This is a genomic window from Burkholderia reimsis, from assembly GCF_003294055.1.
In the GTDB taxonomy this organism is placed as follows: Bacteria; Pseudomonadota; Gammaproteobacteria; order Burkholderiales; family Burkholderiaceae; genus Burkholderia; species Burkholderia cepacia.
Map to the genome: position 1 here is coordinate 128,718 of NZ_QMFZ01000012.1, position 17,987 is coordinate 146,704.

Below are 17,987 nucleotides of genomic sequence, written 5' to 3' on the forward strand. Positions count from 1 at the left end.
TCAAATGAACGCACCGACCTCACGCCAACCCCATTTACGCGACGCCGATGAACTGGACGTGCGCGGCATTCTCGACGTGCTGATCCGCCATGCAGGCCACATCGTCGCGGTCACGATGGCGTGCGCCGCGCTCGGCGCCGGCTATGCGTTCGTCGTGAAGCCGGTCTACAAGGCAGACATTGCCGTGCAGGTCGAAAGTGGCGGCTCGGACCTGCGCAGCATGGCGGGAGGCGGGCTGGTCGGCGGCATCGGCGCACTGTTCGACGTGAAGTCGACCGACGACGGCGAGATGGAGATTCTGCGCTCGCGGCTCGTGACCGAACCGGTTGTCGACGGGCAGCATCTGCACATCGAAGCGCGTCCGCGTCGCGTACCTGTGATCGGCCCCGTCGTCGCACGCTTCAATCGTGGGCTGTCGACACCCGGCCTGTTCGGGATAGGCGGGTTCGTTTGGGGCAACGAGCGCATCGATGTTCCGCAATTCGACGTGCCGCGCGGCCTCCAGGAGCACACGTTCGTCGTCACGTCGCTTGGCGACAGGCGTTATCGCCTGTCCGGCGGCGATCTCGATCGCGATGCGGAAGGCGCGATCGGCGAGCCGCTGCGCGTGAAGACGGCCGCCGGCGACGTGACGCTGAAGGTGACCGGCATCGAAGCCGAAGTGGGCGCGCAGTTCGTCGTGAAGGCCAACTCGAGGCAGGTCGTGCTCGCCGAACTGCAGAAGAAACTGACGATAGCGAACCGCGGCAAGGATCAGTCCGGCGTGATCGGTGTGTCGTACGAAAGCCACGATCCGGTGCGCGCTGCCGCCGTGCTGAACGTGCTCGCCGACAACTACGTGCGGCAGAACGCGAATCGCAAGGCGGCTACCGCCGAGAAGTCGCTTGCGTTCCTGAGCGACCAGGTCCCGACCGTGGAGCAGCAGTTGCGGACGGCGGAGGACCGTCTCAATTCGTACCAGGCCCGCCATGAAATCGTGGACCTGACCGAGCAGGCGAAGGCGATGCTGACTCAATCGACTGCCGCGCAGATGTCGTTGTTCGAACTCGAACAAAAGCGGCTGGCGCTGGCGTCGACGATGACACAGGTTCACCCGGAACTCGCGGCGGTCGACCGGCAGATCGCCGCCGCCAAGGCGCAGATCGGGACGATCAACGACACGATCCGGCGTTTGCCCGATGCGCAGCAGAACGTCGTGCGCCTGCGCCGGGACGTGACAGTGCAAACGGAGATCTATGTCGGCTTGCTGAACAGCGTCCAGCAGCTTCGCCTGGCGACTGCGAGCAAGATCGGCAACGTGCGCGTGATCGATCGCGCGATCGCGCCGGACGAGCCCGTGCGGCCGAAGCCGGTGCTGGTCACGGCGATTGCCGCAATGGTGGGGCTCGTGCTCGGCACGTGCGGCGTCATCGGCCGCGCAGTGCTGTTCGGCGGCGCGACCGATCCCGCGGAGATCGAGCGCGACACGAACCTGAACGTGATGGCGACGATTCCTCACAGCGTCGTGCAACGCCGCATCGCGCAGCGCGCCGCTGCCGTAGACGGAGCGGCGATCCTGGCGCTGGCGCGACCGAACGAACCCGCGGTCGAGGCGTTGCGGAGCCTGTGCACGGCGCTGCGGTTCCAGTTGATTGACCGGCCCGAGGGTAACCGTGTGCTGATCACGGGACCGTCCGCGGGTATCGGGAAATCGTTCGTGTCGGCCAACCTGGCCGCGTTGCTCGGACAGTCTGGCACCCACGTGCTGCTGATCGACGGCGACCTGCGTCGCGGCGAGCTGGCCAAGTGCTTCGGCATGCGGCCGGATATCGGCCTGTCGACCGTGCTTCGCGGCGACGTGACCGCTGCCGATGCCATCGTGCGCGACGTCGCGCCGAACGTCGATCTGCTGCCGCCTGGACCGCGCGCCGACCGGCCGGTCGAACTGCTGACGTCAGATCGTCTCGCGGCGTTGCTGACGCACGTTGCACGTGATTACGACGTCGTGCTCCTCGACGCGCCGCCGCTGCTGCCGGTGACGGACGCGGTCGTGCTGGCCGCGCATGCGGACACGATCCTGCTTGCGGCGCGCGCCGGCGTGACGACCTCGGACGAGCTGCTCGAATCGGCGAAGCGGATCGAACGCGTCGGCGCGCGTGCGACCGCTGTCGTGTTTAACGACTTCCGGCCAGGGTTGCGCTCTGCTCGGTACGGCAACTACGGCGCATACGGGTACGGCAACGACGATTCCCAAACCGCTGCGGATCGCGCGTGATCCGCCGACGGAGATTCCGATGACCCATCACCACGAAAACATTCTCGTTACGTTCGGCACCCGCCCGGAAGCCATCAAGATGGCGCCGCTCGTCCACGCGTTGCGAGCCCGCAAAGGCGTGCACTGCGGCGTCTGCGTGACGGCTCAGCATCGCCAGATGCTCGACCAGGTGCTCGACCTGTTCGGCATCGTGCCGGATTTCGATCTCGACCTGATGCGCGCCGGGCAGACGCTCGGCAGCCTGACCGGACACATCCTCAATGCGCTCGACCCGGTGCTGGAATCGTTCCGGCCAGATCTGGTGCTCGTGCACGGCGATACGACCACGACGCTCGGCGCGACGCTCGCGGCATACTACCGGCGCATTTCGGTGGGGCACGTGGAAGCCGGGCTGCGCACCGGCAACCTGTATTCGCCGTGGCCGGAAGAGGCGAACCGGAAGGTGACGGGCGCGCTCGCGCTGCATCACTTCGCGCCCACCGAAACTTCACGGGCCAACCTGCTGGCCGAAGGTGTCGAAGCCGACCGCGTGCACGTGACCGGCAACACCGTGATTGACGCGTTGCTGTCGATCACCAAGCGTCTCGAGCGCGACCGCGCGTTGGTGCAGCAGATGCGCGAGCAGTTCCCGTTCGTCGACGACGAGCGGCGCATGATCCTCGTGACCGGCCATCGCCGCGAGAACTTCGGCCGCGGGTTCGAGCAGATGTGCGAAGCGATCGCGACTATCGCGAAGCGCTATCCGGAGTGCCGCATCGTCTACCCGATGCACCTGAATCCGAACGTGCGCGAACCCGTCACGCGGCTGCTCGGTGACATCGGTAACGTCGTGCTGATCGAGCCGCAGGAGTACTTGCCGTTCGTCTATCTGATGAGCCGCGCGTGGCTGATCCTGACCGATTCCGGCGGAATCCAGGAAGAGGCACCGTCGCTCGGCAAACCGGTGCTCGTGATGCGCGACACCACCGAGCGGCCGGAAGCCGTCGCGGCCGGCACGGTGCGGCTGGTCGGCACCGAGGTCGAGCGGCTGGTCGGCGCGGTGGTTGAGCTGTGGGAAGACGGCCGCGCCTATCGCGCGATGAGTCGCGCGCACAACCCGTATGGCGACGGCCGTGCGAGCGAGCGGATTGCGGACCTGCTGGTCTCGCCGCGCATCCTGACGCAGGGGCCGGCATACCTGGTCAGCCCGCATTGCTGAATTCCACGACGTTTGGAGAAACCTCATTCATGTCATTCGAAACCGTTTCCGTTATCGGGCTGGGTTATATCGGCCTGCCTACCGCGGCGGCCTTCGCCGCGCGCCGTAAAGGCGTGATCGGCGTCGACGTGTCGCAGCACGCGGTCGACACGATCAATCGCGGCGAGATCCATATCGTCGAACCGGAACTGGACATGCTCGTGCATGCCGCCGTGACGCAAGGTTACCTGCGCGCGACGACCACGCCCGAGCCGGCCGATGCGTTCCTGATCGCGGTGCCGACGCCGTTTTCGGACGGCAACAAGCCGGACCTGAGCTATATCGAGGCCGCATGCGGGTCGATCGCGCCGGTGCTGAAGAAGGGCGACCTTGTGGTGCTGGAGTCGACTTCGCCGGTCGGCGCAACCGAAAAAGTCGCCGCATGGCTCGCGGCGCATCGCCCGGATCTGACATTTCCGCAACAGGCCGGCGAGCGCTCGGACATCCGCATCGCGCACTGTCCCGAACGCGTGCTACCGGGCCATGTCGTGCGCGAACTCGTGGAGAACGACCGCGTGATCGGCGGGATGACGCGCAAATGCGGCACGCGTGCGCAGGAACTGTACGAGGTGTTCGTGCGCGGCGAATGCATCCTGACCGATGCGCGCACCGCCGAAATGTGCAAGCTGACCGAGAATGCATTCCGCGACGTGAATATCGCGTTCGCGAACGAACTGTCGGTGATTTGCGACCAACTGGACATCAACGTATGGGAATTGATCCGGCTGGCAAACCGTCATCCGCGCGTCAGCGTGCTGCAGCCGGGCCCGGGCGTAGGCGGCCACTGCATCGCGGTCGATCCGTGGTTCATTGTCGATTCCGCGCCGGAGCACGCGCGTTTGATCCGCACCGCGCGCAACGTGAACGACGACAAACCGCATTTCGTCCACGAGCGCGTGCGGCAGGCGGCGAGCCGGTTCCGGGAGCCGGTGATCGCGTGTCTCGGGCTGGCGTTCAAGGCAGATATTGACGATCTGCGCGAGAGTCCGGCGATGGAGATCGTCGCAGCGCTGGCGGAGAGCACCGGCGCGACGCTCCTGGTCGTCGAGCCCAACATCGCCGTGTTGCCGGCGTCGCTCGACGCGAAGGCCCGGCTGTGCGATCTGAACGCGGCGCTCGCCGAAGCTGACGTGGTCGTGATTCTCGTCGATCACGCGCCGTTCCGGCGCATGGACCCGGTGCGGTTGCAGACCAAGGTCGTGATCGACACGCGCGGCGTGCTGGTGCGCGGGTAACGGACGGGCGAGATCATGCGGGACATCGACGTCAAAAAGCTGCTGGGCCGTCTCGAGGCGCTTGTCTGTACCGGTGCGCCCGGCCTGTATCGCGTACTGACGTTCTGGGTCGTCCAGCGAATCTATTCCCTGGACGAACTGGGGCACGCCGCGTCCAGCCTGTCGATCGCGCAGATGATCGGCTTTTTCACGGCCATCGGCTGGGCGACGCTGATTCTGGTGCGCGTACCGGCGGCCGACGGGAAGCGGGCGGCGCGCAATGCGTTCTATTCGCTGGTGTCGATGGCGGCCTGGACTGCCGCGGCCGCCACGCTCGCCTGCGTGCTGGTGTCTGCGACAGGTCTCGTGGCGTTCGATCTCGGCGGCGTGATCGCGTTGCTGTGGGGTTGGAGCGCGTATCAGCTCGCGCGGCATTTTTTCGTGTCGTACCGTTGCTACCGGATCACGATTGCGTTCGACTGCCTGCTGATCGCGGGCTCGTGCGCGATGCTGTGGGTCGGCGCGCGCCATGGCTATGCGTCGGCCCCGTGCCTAGCCGTTGCACTGATCGTATCGGCTGTCGCGATGTTCGCCGCGATCGGCGTGCCCGAGCGTCACGTGTTCTCGATGCGCATCGACGCGAAGGGGCTGCAGTTCGGGTTGACCAATTTCCTGTCCGGCGGCATCGTGCTGGTGATCGTGCCGGCGGCGAAGGCGATGTGCGGCGCATCGTTCGCGGGGATGCTGTCGTTGTTTTCTTCGGTCACCGCGATCGGCAACCTGCTGCCGCGCGCGATTTCGATCGCGCAATTGCCGACCCTGGTACAGCGGAAGAAGAACAACGCGTCGCTCGACGCGACGCTGGGCGCGATGCGGCGCACGATCGACCTGTCGAATCTGTGCGTGCTCGTCGTGAACCTTGCGATTGTGGCGGGGCTGACGTATCGGAACGGACCCGACGGCATCGATGCGTATGCGCTGCTCGCGGGCGGCGTGCTGCTCGCGATCCAGTGCGCGGCAGGCGTGCTCGGTATCGTCGGCAGCAACGTGATGATGGCATTCGAACGGAGCGCGGTAACCGCGCGGATCAACATCGGCACGTCTTCGCTGTTCGCCGTGTTTCTCGGCGGCAGCGTCGCGATCGGTGGTGAAGCCGGGTTCTTCTGCATGCTGGCGTCAGGCGTTGTTGTCACGCTGATCCGGAATTCGATCGTCATGATGCATGCGCGGCGCGTGTGTGCCGCCTATTCGGAATCGATCCGTGCGGCGGACGGCGCCGGCATGACGGCGATGCCGGCGTCGTCGGGAGCGTGTCCATGAGCGCCGTGGCCCGATTTCCGGCGATCGTGCCGCATCGTCGATCGCGCGTATCCGATCTGGGCGCCGGCCTGCTGGCGCTTGCCTACTTCGTCTTTTGCGTCAGCGACACGCTGCTTACGCTCGACGACGATCGTTCGCAGATCGTCAAGATGAGCGCGTTCGGCCTCGTGTTCGCAGCGATCCTGCTGCGTCCGCGCTTTCACCGGCTGGCCGTTCTCGCGCTCCCCATCGTCGTTTCGCTCTGCATCGGGATGCTTCTGTCGTTCAACTTCCACGCCGGGATCGAGGAGCTCGTCCGTTTCCTCTTTCCGATCGCGATCACGGTGGCGATCTTCCCGTATCGCGACCGGCTCGACGTGCTGGTCAAGACGTTCATCGGCGTGGTCGTGAGCAACGACCTGTTTCAGCTGTATTTCTACGTGTCGTATGCGACCGGGCTGCCGCTGTTCATGCCGGTGAGGATCGATTCGGGATTGTTCTTGCGTGCGCAGGGGTGGATGGGGTTCTTTTCGGAGTTCAGCTTCATCAATCTCTGCGCATTTCTGCTGTGCCGATGGTACTGGTCTGGCCCTCGCGCAGCGATTGCGTCGTGGGGGTTCCTGTTCTTCGCGTTGCTCGGCTTCTCGTTCAAGCTGTTCGCAGCGCTGGCGCTCTATCCGTTCGTGAGGAACGTCAGGGATGTGCGCGCGTGGCTGGCTGCTGCCGGCATCGCGGGCATGATGCTCGTGCTAATGGCAATGGGCGTACTGGATTCACTGTTGAAGGTCGGCATGGCGAAGATCCTGTTCTACGTCGTCGCGGGAAATTCGGCACGCGCTGAATCCTATCGCGTGATGTTCGAGTCGATCCGCAACGGCAATCTGCTCGGCGAAGGGCTGGGCAGCTTCGGTGGTCCGGCATCGGTGAAATTCTCGTCGCCGCTCTATCAGCTCTATCACTTCGACTGGTACGGGCTAAGCGGGCTGTTGAAGACCACCGACACGTTCTACCCGCACCTGTTCGTCGAGATGGGTGCGTTCGGCGCGCTCGCGTGGCTGGTGTTCGTGCTGGGGTACGGACAAGGGCGATGCAAGCTGGCCGTCTGGTTCTATATCGTCGGGGCATTCTGCTTCGACAACATCTTCTCGATGGCATTCGTGTCACCGTCTTACGTATTTTCCGCGCTGCTGGCAATGTATGCATTCTCGTGGGGGCGACCGCGCGTCGGCCCGGTACATCGCGTGGCGCGGTGAAGGTTCGCTCATGAAAATTCTTGTCGTCACGAACATGTATCTCGGCAGCAACCGCGCGAGCCCCTGGCAAGGCGTGTTCGTCACCGAGCAGGTCGAGGCGCTGCGGCGTTCCGGCGGCTGCACGGTCGATGTGCTCGTCGTCGAGGGGTATCGCGGCAAGCGTGAATACGTGCGCTCGATCTGGCAGGTCTGGAAGACCGCTCGTGCGGGCCGGTACGACGTCGTGCATTACCACTTCGGCCTGAGCGCGTGTTCCGCACCGCTGGTCCGGCTGTTCACGAAAGCGCGGGTTGTTATCACGTTCCACGGCACGGACATCCTGGGCCCGCTCTGGATGCGCGCGGTGTCGAAATCTATGGCTTGCTTCGCGCATGCGTGCATCGGCGTGAGCGCGGAAATTTCATCGCGTCTGATCCGGCCGCGCCGCCGTTGCGTGACGATTCCGTGCGCTGTCGATGAAGCGGTCTTCGCCGAACATCGCGACGATGCGCTCATGAAATCCGCCGTGCCGATCGTTGTCTTTCCGTCGTCGCTGAAGCGGCCGGAGAAGAATTATCCGCTGTTTGCGCTGGTACTGCGGCAGCTTGCGGAACAGCACGGCATCCCGGTGCAGGAGCGGCATATCGACGGTCTCGATCGCAGCGAGGTGCGCGACCTGCTGGCGCGTGCCGCGTGCCTGCTGATGACGTCGACCCGCGAAGGATCGCCACAATCGGTCAAGGAAGCGATGGCACTCAATCTGCCGGTCGTATCGGTCGATGTCGGCAACGTGCGGCAACTGCTCGACGGCGTGTCGCCGGGCATGGTGGTGTTCGACAACGACGCGGGCCGTCTCACGAACGAGCTTGCCGACGTGTTGAAGGCTGGCGCGCGATCCAACGGGCGCGAGAAGCTTGCGGCGCTCGGTTGCTTCTCCGCCGATGTTTCGGCGAAGTTGAAGGAACTCTACGCGTCGCTGCACCGGTTGTCGCGATTTGCCGACGATATTCCGGACGTCAAAAAGAACGACGGCGAGGCTTGCAATGAACCGCGCTGAAATCTTTTCGTGCCCGATCCATCTGATGTCGATGAACGATACGGTGGACTGGATCGGCGCGAGAGTCGAGAAGCGGCAATTCACGCAGCACGTCGTCGTCAACGTCGCGAAGATCGTCAAGCTTCAGCGCGATGCGGAACTCGCCGCGTCGGTCCGCGAATGCGACATCGTCAACGTGGACGGCATGGGCGTTGTCTGGGGCGCGCGGCTGCTCGGCATCCCGGTGCCGGAGCGCGTGGCGGGCGTGGATCTGTTCGATCGGCTGTTGGCGCTGGCCGAAGCGAAAGGGCTGCCGGTCTATCTGCTCGGCGCCACGCCGGAGGTCGTCGAACGGGTTGTAGCGGTGACGGCGGCACGCTATCCACGGCTGCCGGTCGCCGGATATCACCATGGCTATTTCTGGGACGATGAACAGGCGGTCGTGGACTGCATTCGTCGGTCAGGCGCGCGGTTGCTGTTCGTCGCGATCACGTCGCCGCGCAAGGAAAACTTCATCAATCGCTGGAAATCGCAATTGGGCGTCGATTTCGTGATGGGCGTGGGCGGGACGTTCGACGTGGTGGCGGGGAAAGTGAGGCGGGCGCCGCTATGGATGCAGCGCAGTGGGCTGGAGTGGGCATTTCGCGTGATCCAGGAGCCGGGGCGGATGTGGAAACGCTATCTGTCGACCAACAGCCGCTTCCTGGTGATGCTGACGCGCGCCTATGTGTCGCGGTTGTTCCGGCGAACCGGGGAGCAGAATGCGCGATAGGTTCTTCGTTGCCGCATGCGTGCTAGTGGCACCGGGTTGCCATGCGGGCCCGGACGGCGGCAAGCATGACGAGGCGCGCGTTTATCGGTCGGACTGGGTGCGCGGCATTGATTCGCGGCTTCGTTTGCAGGAGCCGGTGGCGCAGAACATCACTACCGCCGAAGTTGTCGGTATTGACGGCACGCTGTTGAGGGTAACGATGAACCGCTGGCAGGACTTCAGCAGCGTGGCGAGCGGCACGCCACGTTCCGAGATCAGCTTCTCGTCGGTGTTTCGCTTCGTCAACGGTGGCGACTACGAGGTGCGCTGGTCCACGGTCATTCCCGCCGACTACCGGTTCGATTCCAGACAGCCGGAACTCATCGCGCAGTTGCATCAGTGGGGCAGCAACGGATCACCGCCGTTTGCGTTGCTGTTGAATAACGGGAGGTATGAAGTCGACGTGCGCGCCGCGCCGGGCATGCCGAGCCGATCCATTGCGTTCGGCGACCCGTCGGCGGATCGTGGGAAACGGGTTTGCTGGGTGCTGCGGTATCGACCGGACGATCGAGGCGTCGACGCGCTGACCGATGTTTTCCGGAACGGCGAACGCGTCGTGCATGTTACGGGCGTACCGAACGCGTATCCGAACGATCGCGACGCTTACTTCAAGCTCGGCCTCTACAAATGGTGGTGGAAGACCCGCCCGTCCGATGTGACCGAACGAACGATGTATTACGGCGACATCGAGATGAAGGCACTGGGCGAGACGGCCCGATGAGCGGAGCCGAACCAGGTGGATGCCGTGCCGGTTCGGCGGAGGCGTGACGCTGGTGCGCGCTGTACCTCCGCCCTGCCAATATCACCCCTGCCGGAAAATCTCCGCATACGCACTCAACGCCGGCACCCCGCCGAGATGCGCATACAGCACCTTCGACCCCGGCTCGAATTCTCCGTTGCGCACCTTGTCGATCATCCCGTGCATCGATTTCCCTTCATAGACGGGATCGGTCAGCACGCCTTCGAGCCGCGCGCACAGCCGGATCGCTTCCAGCGTGCCGTCGTTCGGCAGGCCGTATTCCGGGCCGGCATAACGCGTGTCGAGCACGACGTCCTGTTCGTCGATGCGGCGCCCGAGCTCGACGATTTCAGCGGTATGCCGCGCGATGCGCGTGATCTGCGCATGGGTCTTTTCCGGGGTCGCCGACGCGTCGATGCCGATCACGCGGTCCGCGCGCCCGTCGGCCGCGAAGCCGACCACCATCCCCGCCTGCGTGCTGCCCGTCACCGAGCACACGACGATGTAGTCGAACTTGAAACCGAGTTGCGCTTCCTGCGCACGCACTTCTTCTGCGAAGCCCACGAAGCCGAGCCCGCCGAGCGGATGCTCGGAGCAGCCGGCCGGCACCGGATACGGCTTGCCGCCCGCCTGCCGCACGCTTTCCATCGCCTCTTCCCAACTGCGGCGAATGCCGATGTCGAAACCGTCCGCCACGAGCCGCACGTCGGCGCCCATCATGCGCGACAGCTGGATGTTGCCGACCCGGTCGTACACGGGGTCGTCGTAGTTGACCCAGTGCTCCTGCACGAGCACGCATTTCATCCCGAGATGCGCGGCGACGGCCGCGACCTGGCGCGTCTGGTTCGACTGGACGCCGCCGATCGATACGAGCGTGTCGGCGCCCTGCGCGAGCGCGTCGGGGATCAGGTATTCGAGCTTGCGGGTCTTGTTGCCGCCGAACGCGAGGCCGCTGTTGCAGTCCTCGCGTTTCGCATACAGCTCGACCTTGCCGCCGAGGTGCGCACTCAGGCGCTTGAGCGGCTGGATCGGGGTCGGGCCGAACGTCAGCGGATAACGGGGGAAACGTTGCAGGTTCATCGACTCGGGTCTCCGGAAAGGCGGGGTGGGTACGGGAAGGCGCAGTTTCGGCAAGCGCCGGCACGCGGCCTCCCGATGGAAAAATGATAGGCAAGTACGTACGAAATGAGCTTGCGAAATAAATGCCATTGGCCTACGTTGATAATGAATAAGGCGATGTATAAGCAATTGCGGATCGAAGAATTGGAGAGTGACGCAATGAAATTAAGTGGACATGCCGCGGCGCCGGCCGATGCGGCGCCCGCGCTCGACCGCATCGATCGCGCGATCCTCAGGCAGCTTCAGCAGGACGCGTCGATCTCGAACGTGAGCCTCGCCGCGAAGGTGAAGCTGAGCGCGCCGGCGTGCCTGCGGCGCGTCGAGCGGCTCAAGGAGATGGGGATGATTCGCGGGATCGTCGCGCTGCTCGACCCGAAGCCGCTCGGGGCCGGCATGCTCGTCGTGATCGGCTTCGTGCTCGACCGGTCGACCCCGGAGGCGTTCGCCGCGTTCGAGAAGGCCGCGCAGAAGGTGTCGGGATGCGTCGAATGCCACGTCGTGACCGGCGAGTTCGACTACTTCATGCTGGTGCGCACGCGCGACAACGAGAGCTTCAACCGGCTGCATGCGGAGCAGCTGATCTATCTGCCGGGCGTGCGGCAGGTGCGCTCGTTCATGGTGCTCAAGGAGATTCTGTCGACGCACGCGTTGCCGGTGTAGTGTGGTTCGGCGGCGGGTGGTGTGGAGCGCGAGGCGTCAATGACCGTCGGTGGTCACGACGTGCAACGGCCGATCCATGCGAAAACGCCGCGCAGGTCGCGCGGCGTTTTTGCGTCAGCGTTGCCAGGGTGGTGTATCCGGCGATGTGTCGTGCCGGTAGCGTTCGCGCGCGGCCCGCACGATGTCCGGGGCGATCTCGTGCTCGTCCGCCAGCGCTTTCAGCGCCGCGAGCACGATGCTTGCACGATCGACCTCGAAGAACGCGCGCAGCGCGTCGCGCGTGTCGCTGCGGCCGAATCCGTCGGTACCCAGCGTCACGTAGCGGCGCGGCACGTACGCGCGGATCAGTTCGGGCACCGCGCGCACATAGTCGGTCGCGGCGATCACGGGCCCGCGCGTCGCGGCGAGCGCGCCGGTGACATACGGCGTGGCGTGCGGGTGGTCGTCGTCGAGCCGCGCGCGACGCTCGGCCTCCATCCCGTCGCGCTGCAGTTCGGTGAAGCTCGTGACGCTCCACACGGCCGCATCGATGCCCCAGTCTTCCTTCAGCATGCGTTGCGCGGCGATGACTTCGCCGAGGATCGCGCCCGCGCCGAGCAACTGCACCCGCGCCGTCGCATGCGATTCCGCCGCCAGCGGATACATCCCGTTCAGGATTCCTTCGCGCAAGGCTTGCGCATCGCCGCCGGGCAGCGAAGGCTGCGCGTAGTTCTCGTTCGTCACCGTCACGTAATAGAACACGTCGCGCTGCTGCTCGACCATCTCGCGCATGCCGGCATCGACGATCGTCGCGACTTCGTACGCGAACGCGGGATCGTATGCGCGGCAGTTCGGAATCGTCGACGCGGCGAGGTGGCTGCTGCCGTCCTGGTGCTGCAACCCTTCGCCGCCGAGCGTCGTGCGCCCGGACGTCGCGCCGACGAGGAAGCCGCGCGCGCGCTGGTCGGCGGCGGCCCAGATCAGGTCGCCGATGCGCTGGAAGCCGAACATCGAGTAGTAGATGTAGAACGGCAGCATCGGCAGGTCGTGCACGCTGTACGACGTCGCGGCGGCGATCCACGACGAGATCGCACCCGCTTCCGAAATGCCTTCCTCGAGAATCTGGCCGCGCGTGTCCTCGCGGTAATAGAGCATCGAGCCGAGATCCTCCGGCTCGTAGCGCTGGCCGAGCGGCGAGTAGATGCCGACCTGCCGGAACAGGCTCGCCATGCCGAACGTGCGCGCTTCGTCGGCGACGATCGGCACGACGCGCTGGCCGAGCTCGCGATCCTTGATCAGCGCGGCAAGCATGCGCACGAGCGCCATCGTCGTCGACATCTCGCGGCCGGCCGCATCCAGCGCGAACGCACCCCAGGCCGGCATCGAAGGGACGGTCAGCCCCTTCGATGCCGCCATCCGCCTTCTGGGCAGATAGCCTCCCAGGGCAGCCCGGCGGGCATGCAGGTAACGCATTTCCGGGCTGTCTTCCGCTGGCTTGTAAAACATCAACTGCTCGACGTCGCTGTCCGACAGCGGCAACCGGAAGCGGTCGCGAAACGCTTTCAGATCGTCGACGTCGAGCTTCTTCTGCTGATGGGTCGTCATCCGGCCCTGGCCGGCCGCACCCATCCCGTATCCCTTCATCGTTTTCGCGAGGATCACCGTCGGCTGGCCGCGGTGCGCGAGCGCGCGCGCATACGCGGCGTGCAGCTTGCGCGCGTCGTGGCCGCCGCGGCGCAGGCGGTCGATCTCCGCGTCGGTGAGCTGCGCGGCGAGCGCTTCGAGCGCGGGGGCCTGGCTGAAGAAGCGCGCGCGGTTGTATGCGCCGTCGTTCGCGGAGAAGGTCTGGAACTGCCCGTCGACGGTATGGGCGAATGCGCGTGCGAGTGCGCCGGCGTGATCGCGCGCGAACAGCGGATCCCAGTCGGAGCCCCACAGCACCTTGATCGTGTTCCAGCCGGCACCCGCGAATTGCGCCTCGAGTTCGTCGATCACGCGGCCGTTGCCGCGCACCGGGCCGTCGAGCCGCTGCAGGTTGCAGTTGATCACGAACACGAGGTTGTCGAGCCCCTCGCGCGCGGCGAGCGACAGCGCGCCGAGCGATTCGGGTTCGTCCATCTCGCCGTCGCCGAAGAAGCCCCACACGGTGCGGCCCGCGGTGTTCGCGAGGCCGCGATGCTGCAGGTAGCGCATGAAGCGCGCCTGGTAGATCGCGTTGATCGGGCCGATGCCCATCGAGCCGGTCGGGAACTGCCAGAAATCGGGCATCAGCCACGGGTGCGGATACGAGCACAGCCCGGGCCCGGTGATTTCACGGCGATAGTGCGTGAGGTGATCCTCGCCGAGAAAACCTTCGAGATACGCACGTGCATAGACGCCCGGCGACGAATGCGGCTGGAAGTACACGAGATCGCCGCCAGGGCCGCTTTCATCGCCCGCGCCGGCCGGCGCCGCGCGGAAGAAGTGGTTGAAGCCGACTTCGAACAGGTCGGATGCCGACGCGTAGCTCGCGATGTGGCCGCCGAGCTCGCCGTACGCACGGTTCGCGCGCACGACCATCGCCAGTGCGTTCCAGCGCAGCGCGGCGGACAGCCGTTCCTCGAGATCGGCGTCGCCCGGATAGGGCGGCTGCTCGTGCGCGGCGATCGTGTTCACGTACGGCGTGACCGGGCCGCGCGGCGCCGCGAGCCCGCGGGTGTGCGCATGCGCGGCGAGCCGGCCGAGCAGGTACTGGGCGCGCTCCTTGCCGACGTGCGCGACGACGGCGTCGAGCGCCTCCAGCCATTCGGCGGTTTCTTCAGGGTCGGTGTCGTTGTGAGCGCCGCCCGCGCGCCGCGTGGCGTCGATACCGTTCGACAGGTCCGTCATCGCAGGTCTCCCGCGCGCCGGTTGGGAGCGGCGCGCATCAGTGGCAATCGGTCGGATCATGCTACCCGCCGATCCGCAAAATATGCGTCTGATTTCATTGAGATTTCGTGCGCCGATAGTGTAAATATTCCGGTTGTGGCCACTCTTCCGGAATATTTAGACCATGAGTTCAAACCCGCGGCGGCTCGACCGCATCGACATCGGCATCCTGAACCAGCTGCAGCAGAACGCGCGGATCACGAACGCGGAACTCGCGCGTGCGGTGAACCTGTCGGCCACGCCGTGCTTCAACCGCGTGCGCGCGCTGGAGAAGCTCGGGCTGTTCCGGCAGCAGGTCACGCTGCTCGACCCCGAGCCGCTCGGGCTGCGGATCAACGTGTTCATCCAGGTCAGCCTCGAGAAGCAGGTCGAGGACGCGCTGCAGCGCTTCGAGGAAGCGATTTCGCAGCGGCCCGAGGTGATGGAGTGCTACCTGATGTCGGGCGACGCCGACTACCTGCTGCGCGTCGTGATGCCCGACATGCGCACGCTCGAGCGTTTCATCATCGAGCGCCTGACGACGATCCCCGGCGTATCGAACATCCGGTCGAGCTTCGCGCTGAAGCAGGTGCGCTACAAGACCGCGCTGCCGTTGCCGGTGTCCGGACTGACGCTCGTCGATCCGGACGAAGCGGCATCCGACTGGAGCTGAGCGGGGCGTCGCAGGCGCGCCTGCCCGCCTTTCGGCTGCCGGCTGCAGTCGGAACCATGACAAAGCGCCGACGATTGCCCGACGCCGTCGAAAGGGGCCGCGTGCGGCACGACGGATCGCTGCCGCGACGGCGCGCAGGGCGCTTGCATCGTCACGACGCCGCGCGGCACGATCGCGTATGCTCGTCCCGTCAGCGGCAACGGCGGCCGCCGTTGCCGCTTCAATCGTGTGACGACCGATCAACGAGCGAGGGCATGATGGCTAGACAGACGATGGCGGAATACCTGGCGAAGACGCTGGCGGCAGCGGGCGTCGAGCGTATCTGGGGCGTGACGGGCGACAGCCTGAACGGCCTGTCGTTCAGCTTGAGCCAGATCGGCTCGATCCGCTGGATGCATACGCGGCACGAGGAAAGCGCCGCGTTCGCGGCCGGCGCGGATGCCGCGTCGACCGGGCGGCTCGCGGTGTGCGCGGGCAGTTGCGGCCCCGGCAACCTGCACCTGATCAACGGCCTCTACGACTGCCACCGCAATCATCAGCCGGTGCTCGCGATCGCCGCGCACATCCCGTCGACCGAGATCGGCCTCGGCTACTTCCAGGAAACGCATCCGCAGGAGCTGTTCCGCGAGTGCAGCCATTTCGCCGAACTCGTGACGAACGCATCGCAGTTCCCGCGCGTGCTCGCGCGCGCGATGCGCACCGCGATCGACGAACGCGGCGTCGCGGTGATCGTGCTGCCGGGCGACATCGCGCTGGGCGACGGCTCGGACGAAGCGCCGGCATGGAGCGAATCGGCGCCGCCGTCGATCCTGCCGGCCGACGCCGATCTCGATCGGCTCGCGGCGCTGCTCAACGCGTCCGACGCGGTCACGCTGCTGTGCGGCAGCGGCACGCAGGGCGCGCACGACGAGGTGGTCGCGCTGGCCGACACGCTCGGCGCGCCGGTCGTGCATGCGCTGCGCGGCAAGCAGTTCGTCGAATGGGACAACCCGTTCGACGTCGGGATGACGGGGCTGATCGGCTTCAGCTCGGGCTATCACGCGATGGAATCGTGCGACACGCTGCTGATGCTCGGCACGGATTTCCCGTACCGGCCGTTCTATCCGTCGAACGCGAAGATCGCGCAGATCGACTGGAAAGGCTCGCAGCTCGGCCATCGCGCGCCGCTCGCGCTCGGCCTCGTCGGCACCGTGAAGGAAACGATCGCGGCGCTGCTGCCGCGCCTGACGCGCAAGACGCAGCGGCGTTTCCTCGAGAATGCGCTGAAGCACTACGCGGCCGCGCGCAAGGGGCTCGACGATCTCGCGGTGGCCGAGCCGCCGGGCCGCGCGATTCATCCGCAATACCTGACGAAGATCGTCGACGAAGTCGCGGCGGAGGACGCGATCTTCACGGCCGACGTCGGCACGCCGACGCTGTGGGCCGCGCGCTACCTGACGATGAACGGCAAGCGGCAACTGCACGGTTCGTTCAATCACGGCTCGATGGCGAATGCGATGCCGCAGGCGCTCGGCGCGCAGGGCGCGCATCCGGGGCGGCAGGTGGTGTCGCTGTCCGGCGACGGCGGGCTGTCGATGCTGCTCGGCGACCTGCTCACCGCACGCCAGCTCAAGCTGCCGGTCAAGATCGTCGTGTACAACAACAGCCTGCTCGGCTTCGTGTCGATGGAGCTGAAGGCGGCCGGCTATCTGGATACGAACGTCGACCTGAGCCCGACCGATTTCGCGGCGATCGCGAAGGGCGCGGGCATCTTCAGCGTGCGGGTCGAGCACTCGGAGAACGTCGAGGAAGCGCTGCGCACGGCGTTCGCGCATGACGGGCCGGCCGTCGTCGACGTCGTCACGTCGAAGTACGAGCTCGCGATGCCGCCGAAGATCGAGCTCGCGCATGCGAAGGGCTTCAGCCTGTTCATGCTGCGCGCGATCCTCAGCGGGCGCGGCGACGAGATCGTCGAGCTGGCGAGAACCAACCTGCGGTGAGACGGGCCGCGCACGGGGCGGGCGTCGGCCGTTGATCCGGTACGAATTGATCGGGGGAATCAGGGTCAATCTTCACGTCGCCTTAAGTTTGCGTTTCCTAGAATCGATTTGATCGTCGCGCTTCCTGCGACGGACCGATTCGTCCAGGAGGATGCGCATGCCAAAGCCCCGTGTCGCCGTAGCCCTGTTCCATGAAGTCTTTGACGCGTCGTTGCCGGCGGCGCAATCGTTCGAGGGCTGCCTGTGATGTGGCCGAATGCGTGGCGTGTCTCGGCGCTGTTCGTGCGCGAGTGGGTCGGCCGTCCGGCCGCGGTGGGCGCGTTGTGCCCGAGTTCGCGGCAGCTGGCGCGCGTGATGGCCGATGCGGTGCCGGACGGCGACGGGCTGGTCGTCGAGCTCGGCGGCGGCACCGGCGCGATCACCGCGGCCTTGCTCGAACGCGGCGTCGCGCCACGGCGGCTCGTCGTGGTCGAGCGTTCGCCGGCGTTCGTCCAGCATCTGCGACGACGTTTTCCGGGCATCTCGATCGTGTCGGGCGACGCGCGGCAGCTCGGACGCCTGCTGCCGCCCGACGCGCGCGTCGACGCGATCGTGTCGTGCCTGCCGCTGCGCACGCTGCCGCGCCAGGACGTGACGGCGATCGTCGGCCAGTGCCATCGCGTGCTGTCCGCCGACGGCGTGATGATCCAGTTCACATATGACCTGCGGCCGCCCGGGCGGCATCCGCTGGGCGATCCGGCATTTGTCGCCTGCGGCAGCCGGATCGTCTGGGCGAACATTCCGCCTGCGCGCATCGTGACCGTGCGCAACATCGCCGCCGAACACGCGGAATGACGCCGCAGCACGCGCAGCGGTGGCGCCTCGCCGTC

The 17,987-nt window shown here is 66.0% G+C and carries 14 protein-coding genes; 12 read left to right on the forward strand and 2 right to left on the reverse strand.

Annotated elements, in window-relative coordinates:
• The first annotated feature begins 4 nt into the window (after positions 1–4).
• The 8 genes from DPV79_RS16365 to DPV79_RS16400 are packed head-to-tail and all read left to right on the forward strand — an operon-like array spanning position 5 to position 9,804.
• Positions 5–2,254: a polysaccharide biosynthesis tyrosine autokinase gene (locus DPV79_RS16365; RefSeq protein ID WP_113045923.1), complete on the forward strand. Its 2,250-nt coding sequence runs from the start codon at positions 5–7 to the stop codon at positions 2,252–2,254.
• A gap of 19 nt (positions 2,255–2,273) precedes the next feature.
• On the forward strand, positions 2,274–3,452 hold the full coding sequence (gene wecB, locus DPV79_RS16370) for a non-hydrolyzing UDP-N-acetylglucosamine 2-epimerase (RefSeq protein ID WP_059652547.1): 1,179 nt from the start codon (positions 2,274–2,276) through the stop codon (positions 3,450–3,452).
• Positions 3,453–3,481: 29 nt separating this feature from the next.
• The gene (gene wecC / locus DPV79_RS16375) at positions 3,482–4,726 is read left to right on the forward strand and encodes a UDP-N-acetyl-D-mannosamine dehydrogenase (RefSeq protein WP_113045924.1); all 1,245 of its coding nucleotides are present in this window, start codon (positions 3,482–3,484) and stop codon (positions 4,724–4,726) included.
• A gap of 15 nt (positions 4,727–4,741) precedes the next feature.
• Positions 4,742–6,025: a hypothetical protein gene (locus tag DPV79_RS16380; protein ID WP_113045925.1), complete on the forward strand. Its 1,284-nt coding sequence runs from the start codon at positions 4,742–4,744 to the stop codon at positions 6,023–6,025.
• Positions 6,022–7,257 (forward strand): hypothetical protein, encoded by a 1,236-nt coding sequence (locus DPV79_RS42675; protein WP_165843524.1) that lies wholly within the window; start codon positions 6,022–6,024, stop codon positions 7,255–7,257. Before DPV79_RS16380 ends, DPV79_RS42675 begins: the two co-directional genes overlap by 4 nt.
• Positions 7,258–7,267: 10 nt before the next feature.
• A complete protein-coding gene (locus tag DPV79_RS16390) occupies positions 7,268–8,293 on the forward strand; it encodes a glycosyltransferase family 4 protein (protein ID WP_059652535.1) in 1,026 nt (341 codons plus the stop codon).
• A 43-nt stretch (positions 8,294–8,336) separates the two neighbouring features.
• Positions 8,337–9,044: a WecB/TagA/CpsF family glycosyltransferase gene (locus DPV79_RS16395; protein ID WP_279636566.1), complete on the forward strand. Its 708-nt coding sequence runs from the start codon at positions 8,337–8,339 to the stop codon at positions 9,042–9,044.
• Positions 9,034–9,804: a heparin lyase I family protein gene (locus tag DPV79_RS16400; RefSeq protein WP_165843525.1), complete on the forward strand. Its 771-nt coding sequence runs from the start codon at positions 9,034–9,036 to the stop codon at positions 9,802–9,804. The genes DPV79_RS16395 and DPV79_RS16400 overlap by 11 nt, the downstream gene beginning before the upstream one ends.
• A gap of 81 nt (positions 9,805–9,885) precedes the next feature.
• Here DPV79_RS16400 and DPV79_RS16405 read toward each other — a convergent pair whose 3' ends face one another.
• Positions 9,886–10,902 carry a 1-aminocyclopropane-1-carboxylate deaminase gene (locus tag DPV79_RS16405; RefSeq protein WP_059652529.1) on the reverse strand — a complete coding sequence of 339 codons (1,017 nt, stop codon included), beginning with the start codon at positions 10,900–10,902 and terminating at the stop codon, positions 9,886–9,888.
• A gap of 198 nt (positions 10,903–11,100) precedes the next feature.
• On the opposite strand from DPV79_RS16405, the gene DPV79_RS16410 reads away from it, so the two are divergent.
• Positions 11,101–11,601: an Lrp/AsnC family transcriptional regulator gene (locus DPV79_RS16410; RefSeq protein ID WP_113045928.1), complete on the forward strand. Its 501-nt coding sequence runs from the start codon at positions 11,101–11,103 to the stop codon at positions 11,599–11,601.
• 114 nt (positions 11,602–11,715) lie between these two features.
• On the opposite strand, the gene mdeB is transcribed toward DPV79_RS16410, so the two are convergent.
• The gene (gene mdeB / locus DPV79_RS16415) at positions 11,716–14,448 is read right to left on the reverse strand and encodes an alpha-ketoglutarate dehydrogenase (RefSeq protein WP_113045929.1); all 2,733 of its coding nucleotides are present in this window, start codon (positions 14,446–14,448) and stop codon (positions 11,716–11,718) included.
• Positions 14,449–14,611: 163 nt separating this feature from the next.
• On the opposite strand from mdeB, the gene DPV79_RS16420 reads away from it, so the two are divergent.
• From DPV79_RS16420 to DPV79_RS16430, 3 genes are all read left to right on the forward strand, one after another.
• A complete protein-coding gene (locus tag DPV79_RS16420) occupies positions 14,612–15,139 on the forward strand; it encodes an Lrp/AsnC family transcriptional regulator (RefSeq protein WP_113045930.1) in 528 nt (175 codons plus the stop codon).
• Between the two features lie 257 nt (positions 15,140–15,396).
• Positions 15,397–17,118 (forward strand): ubiquinone-dependent pyruvate dehydrogenase, encoded by a 1,722-nt coding sequence (poxB, locus tag DPV79_RS16425; RefSeq protein WP_113045960.1) that lies wholly within the window; start codon positions 15,397–15,399, stop codon positions 17,116–17,118.
• A 243-nt stretch (positions 17,119–17,361) separates the two neighbouring features.
• The gene (locus tag DPV79_RS16430) at positions 17,362–17,952 is read left to right on the forward strand and encodes a class I SAM-dependent methyltransferase (RefSeq protein ID WP_113045931.1); all 591 of its coding nucleotides are present in this window, start codon (positions 17,362–17,364) and stop codon (positions 17,950–17,952) included.
• The last annotated feature ends 35 nt before the right edge of the window (positions 17,953–17,987 follow it).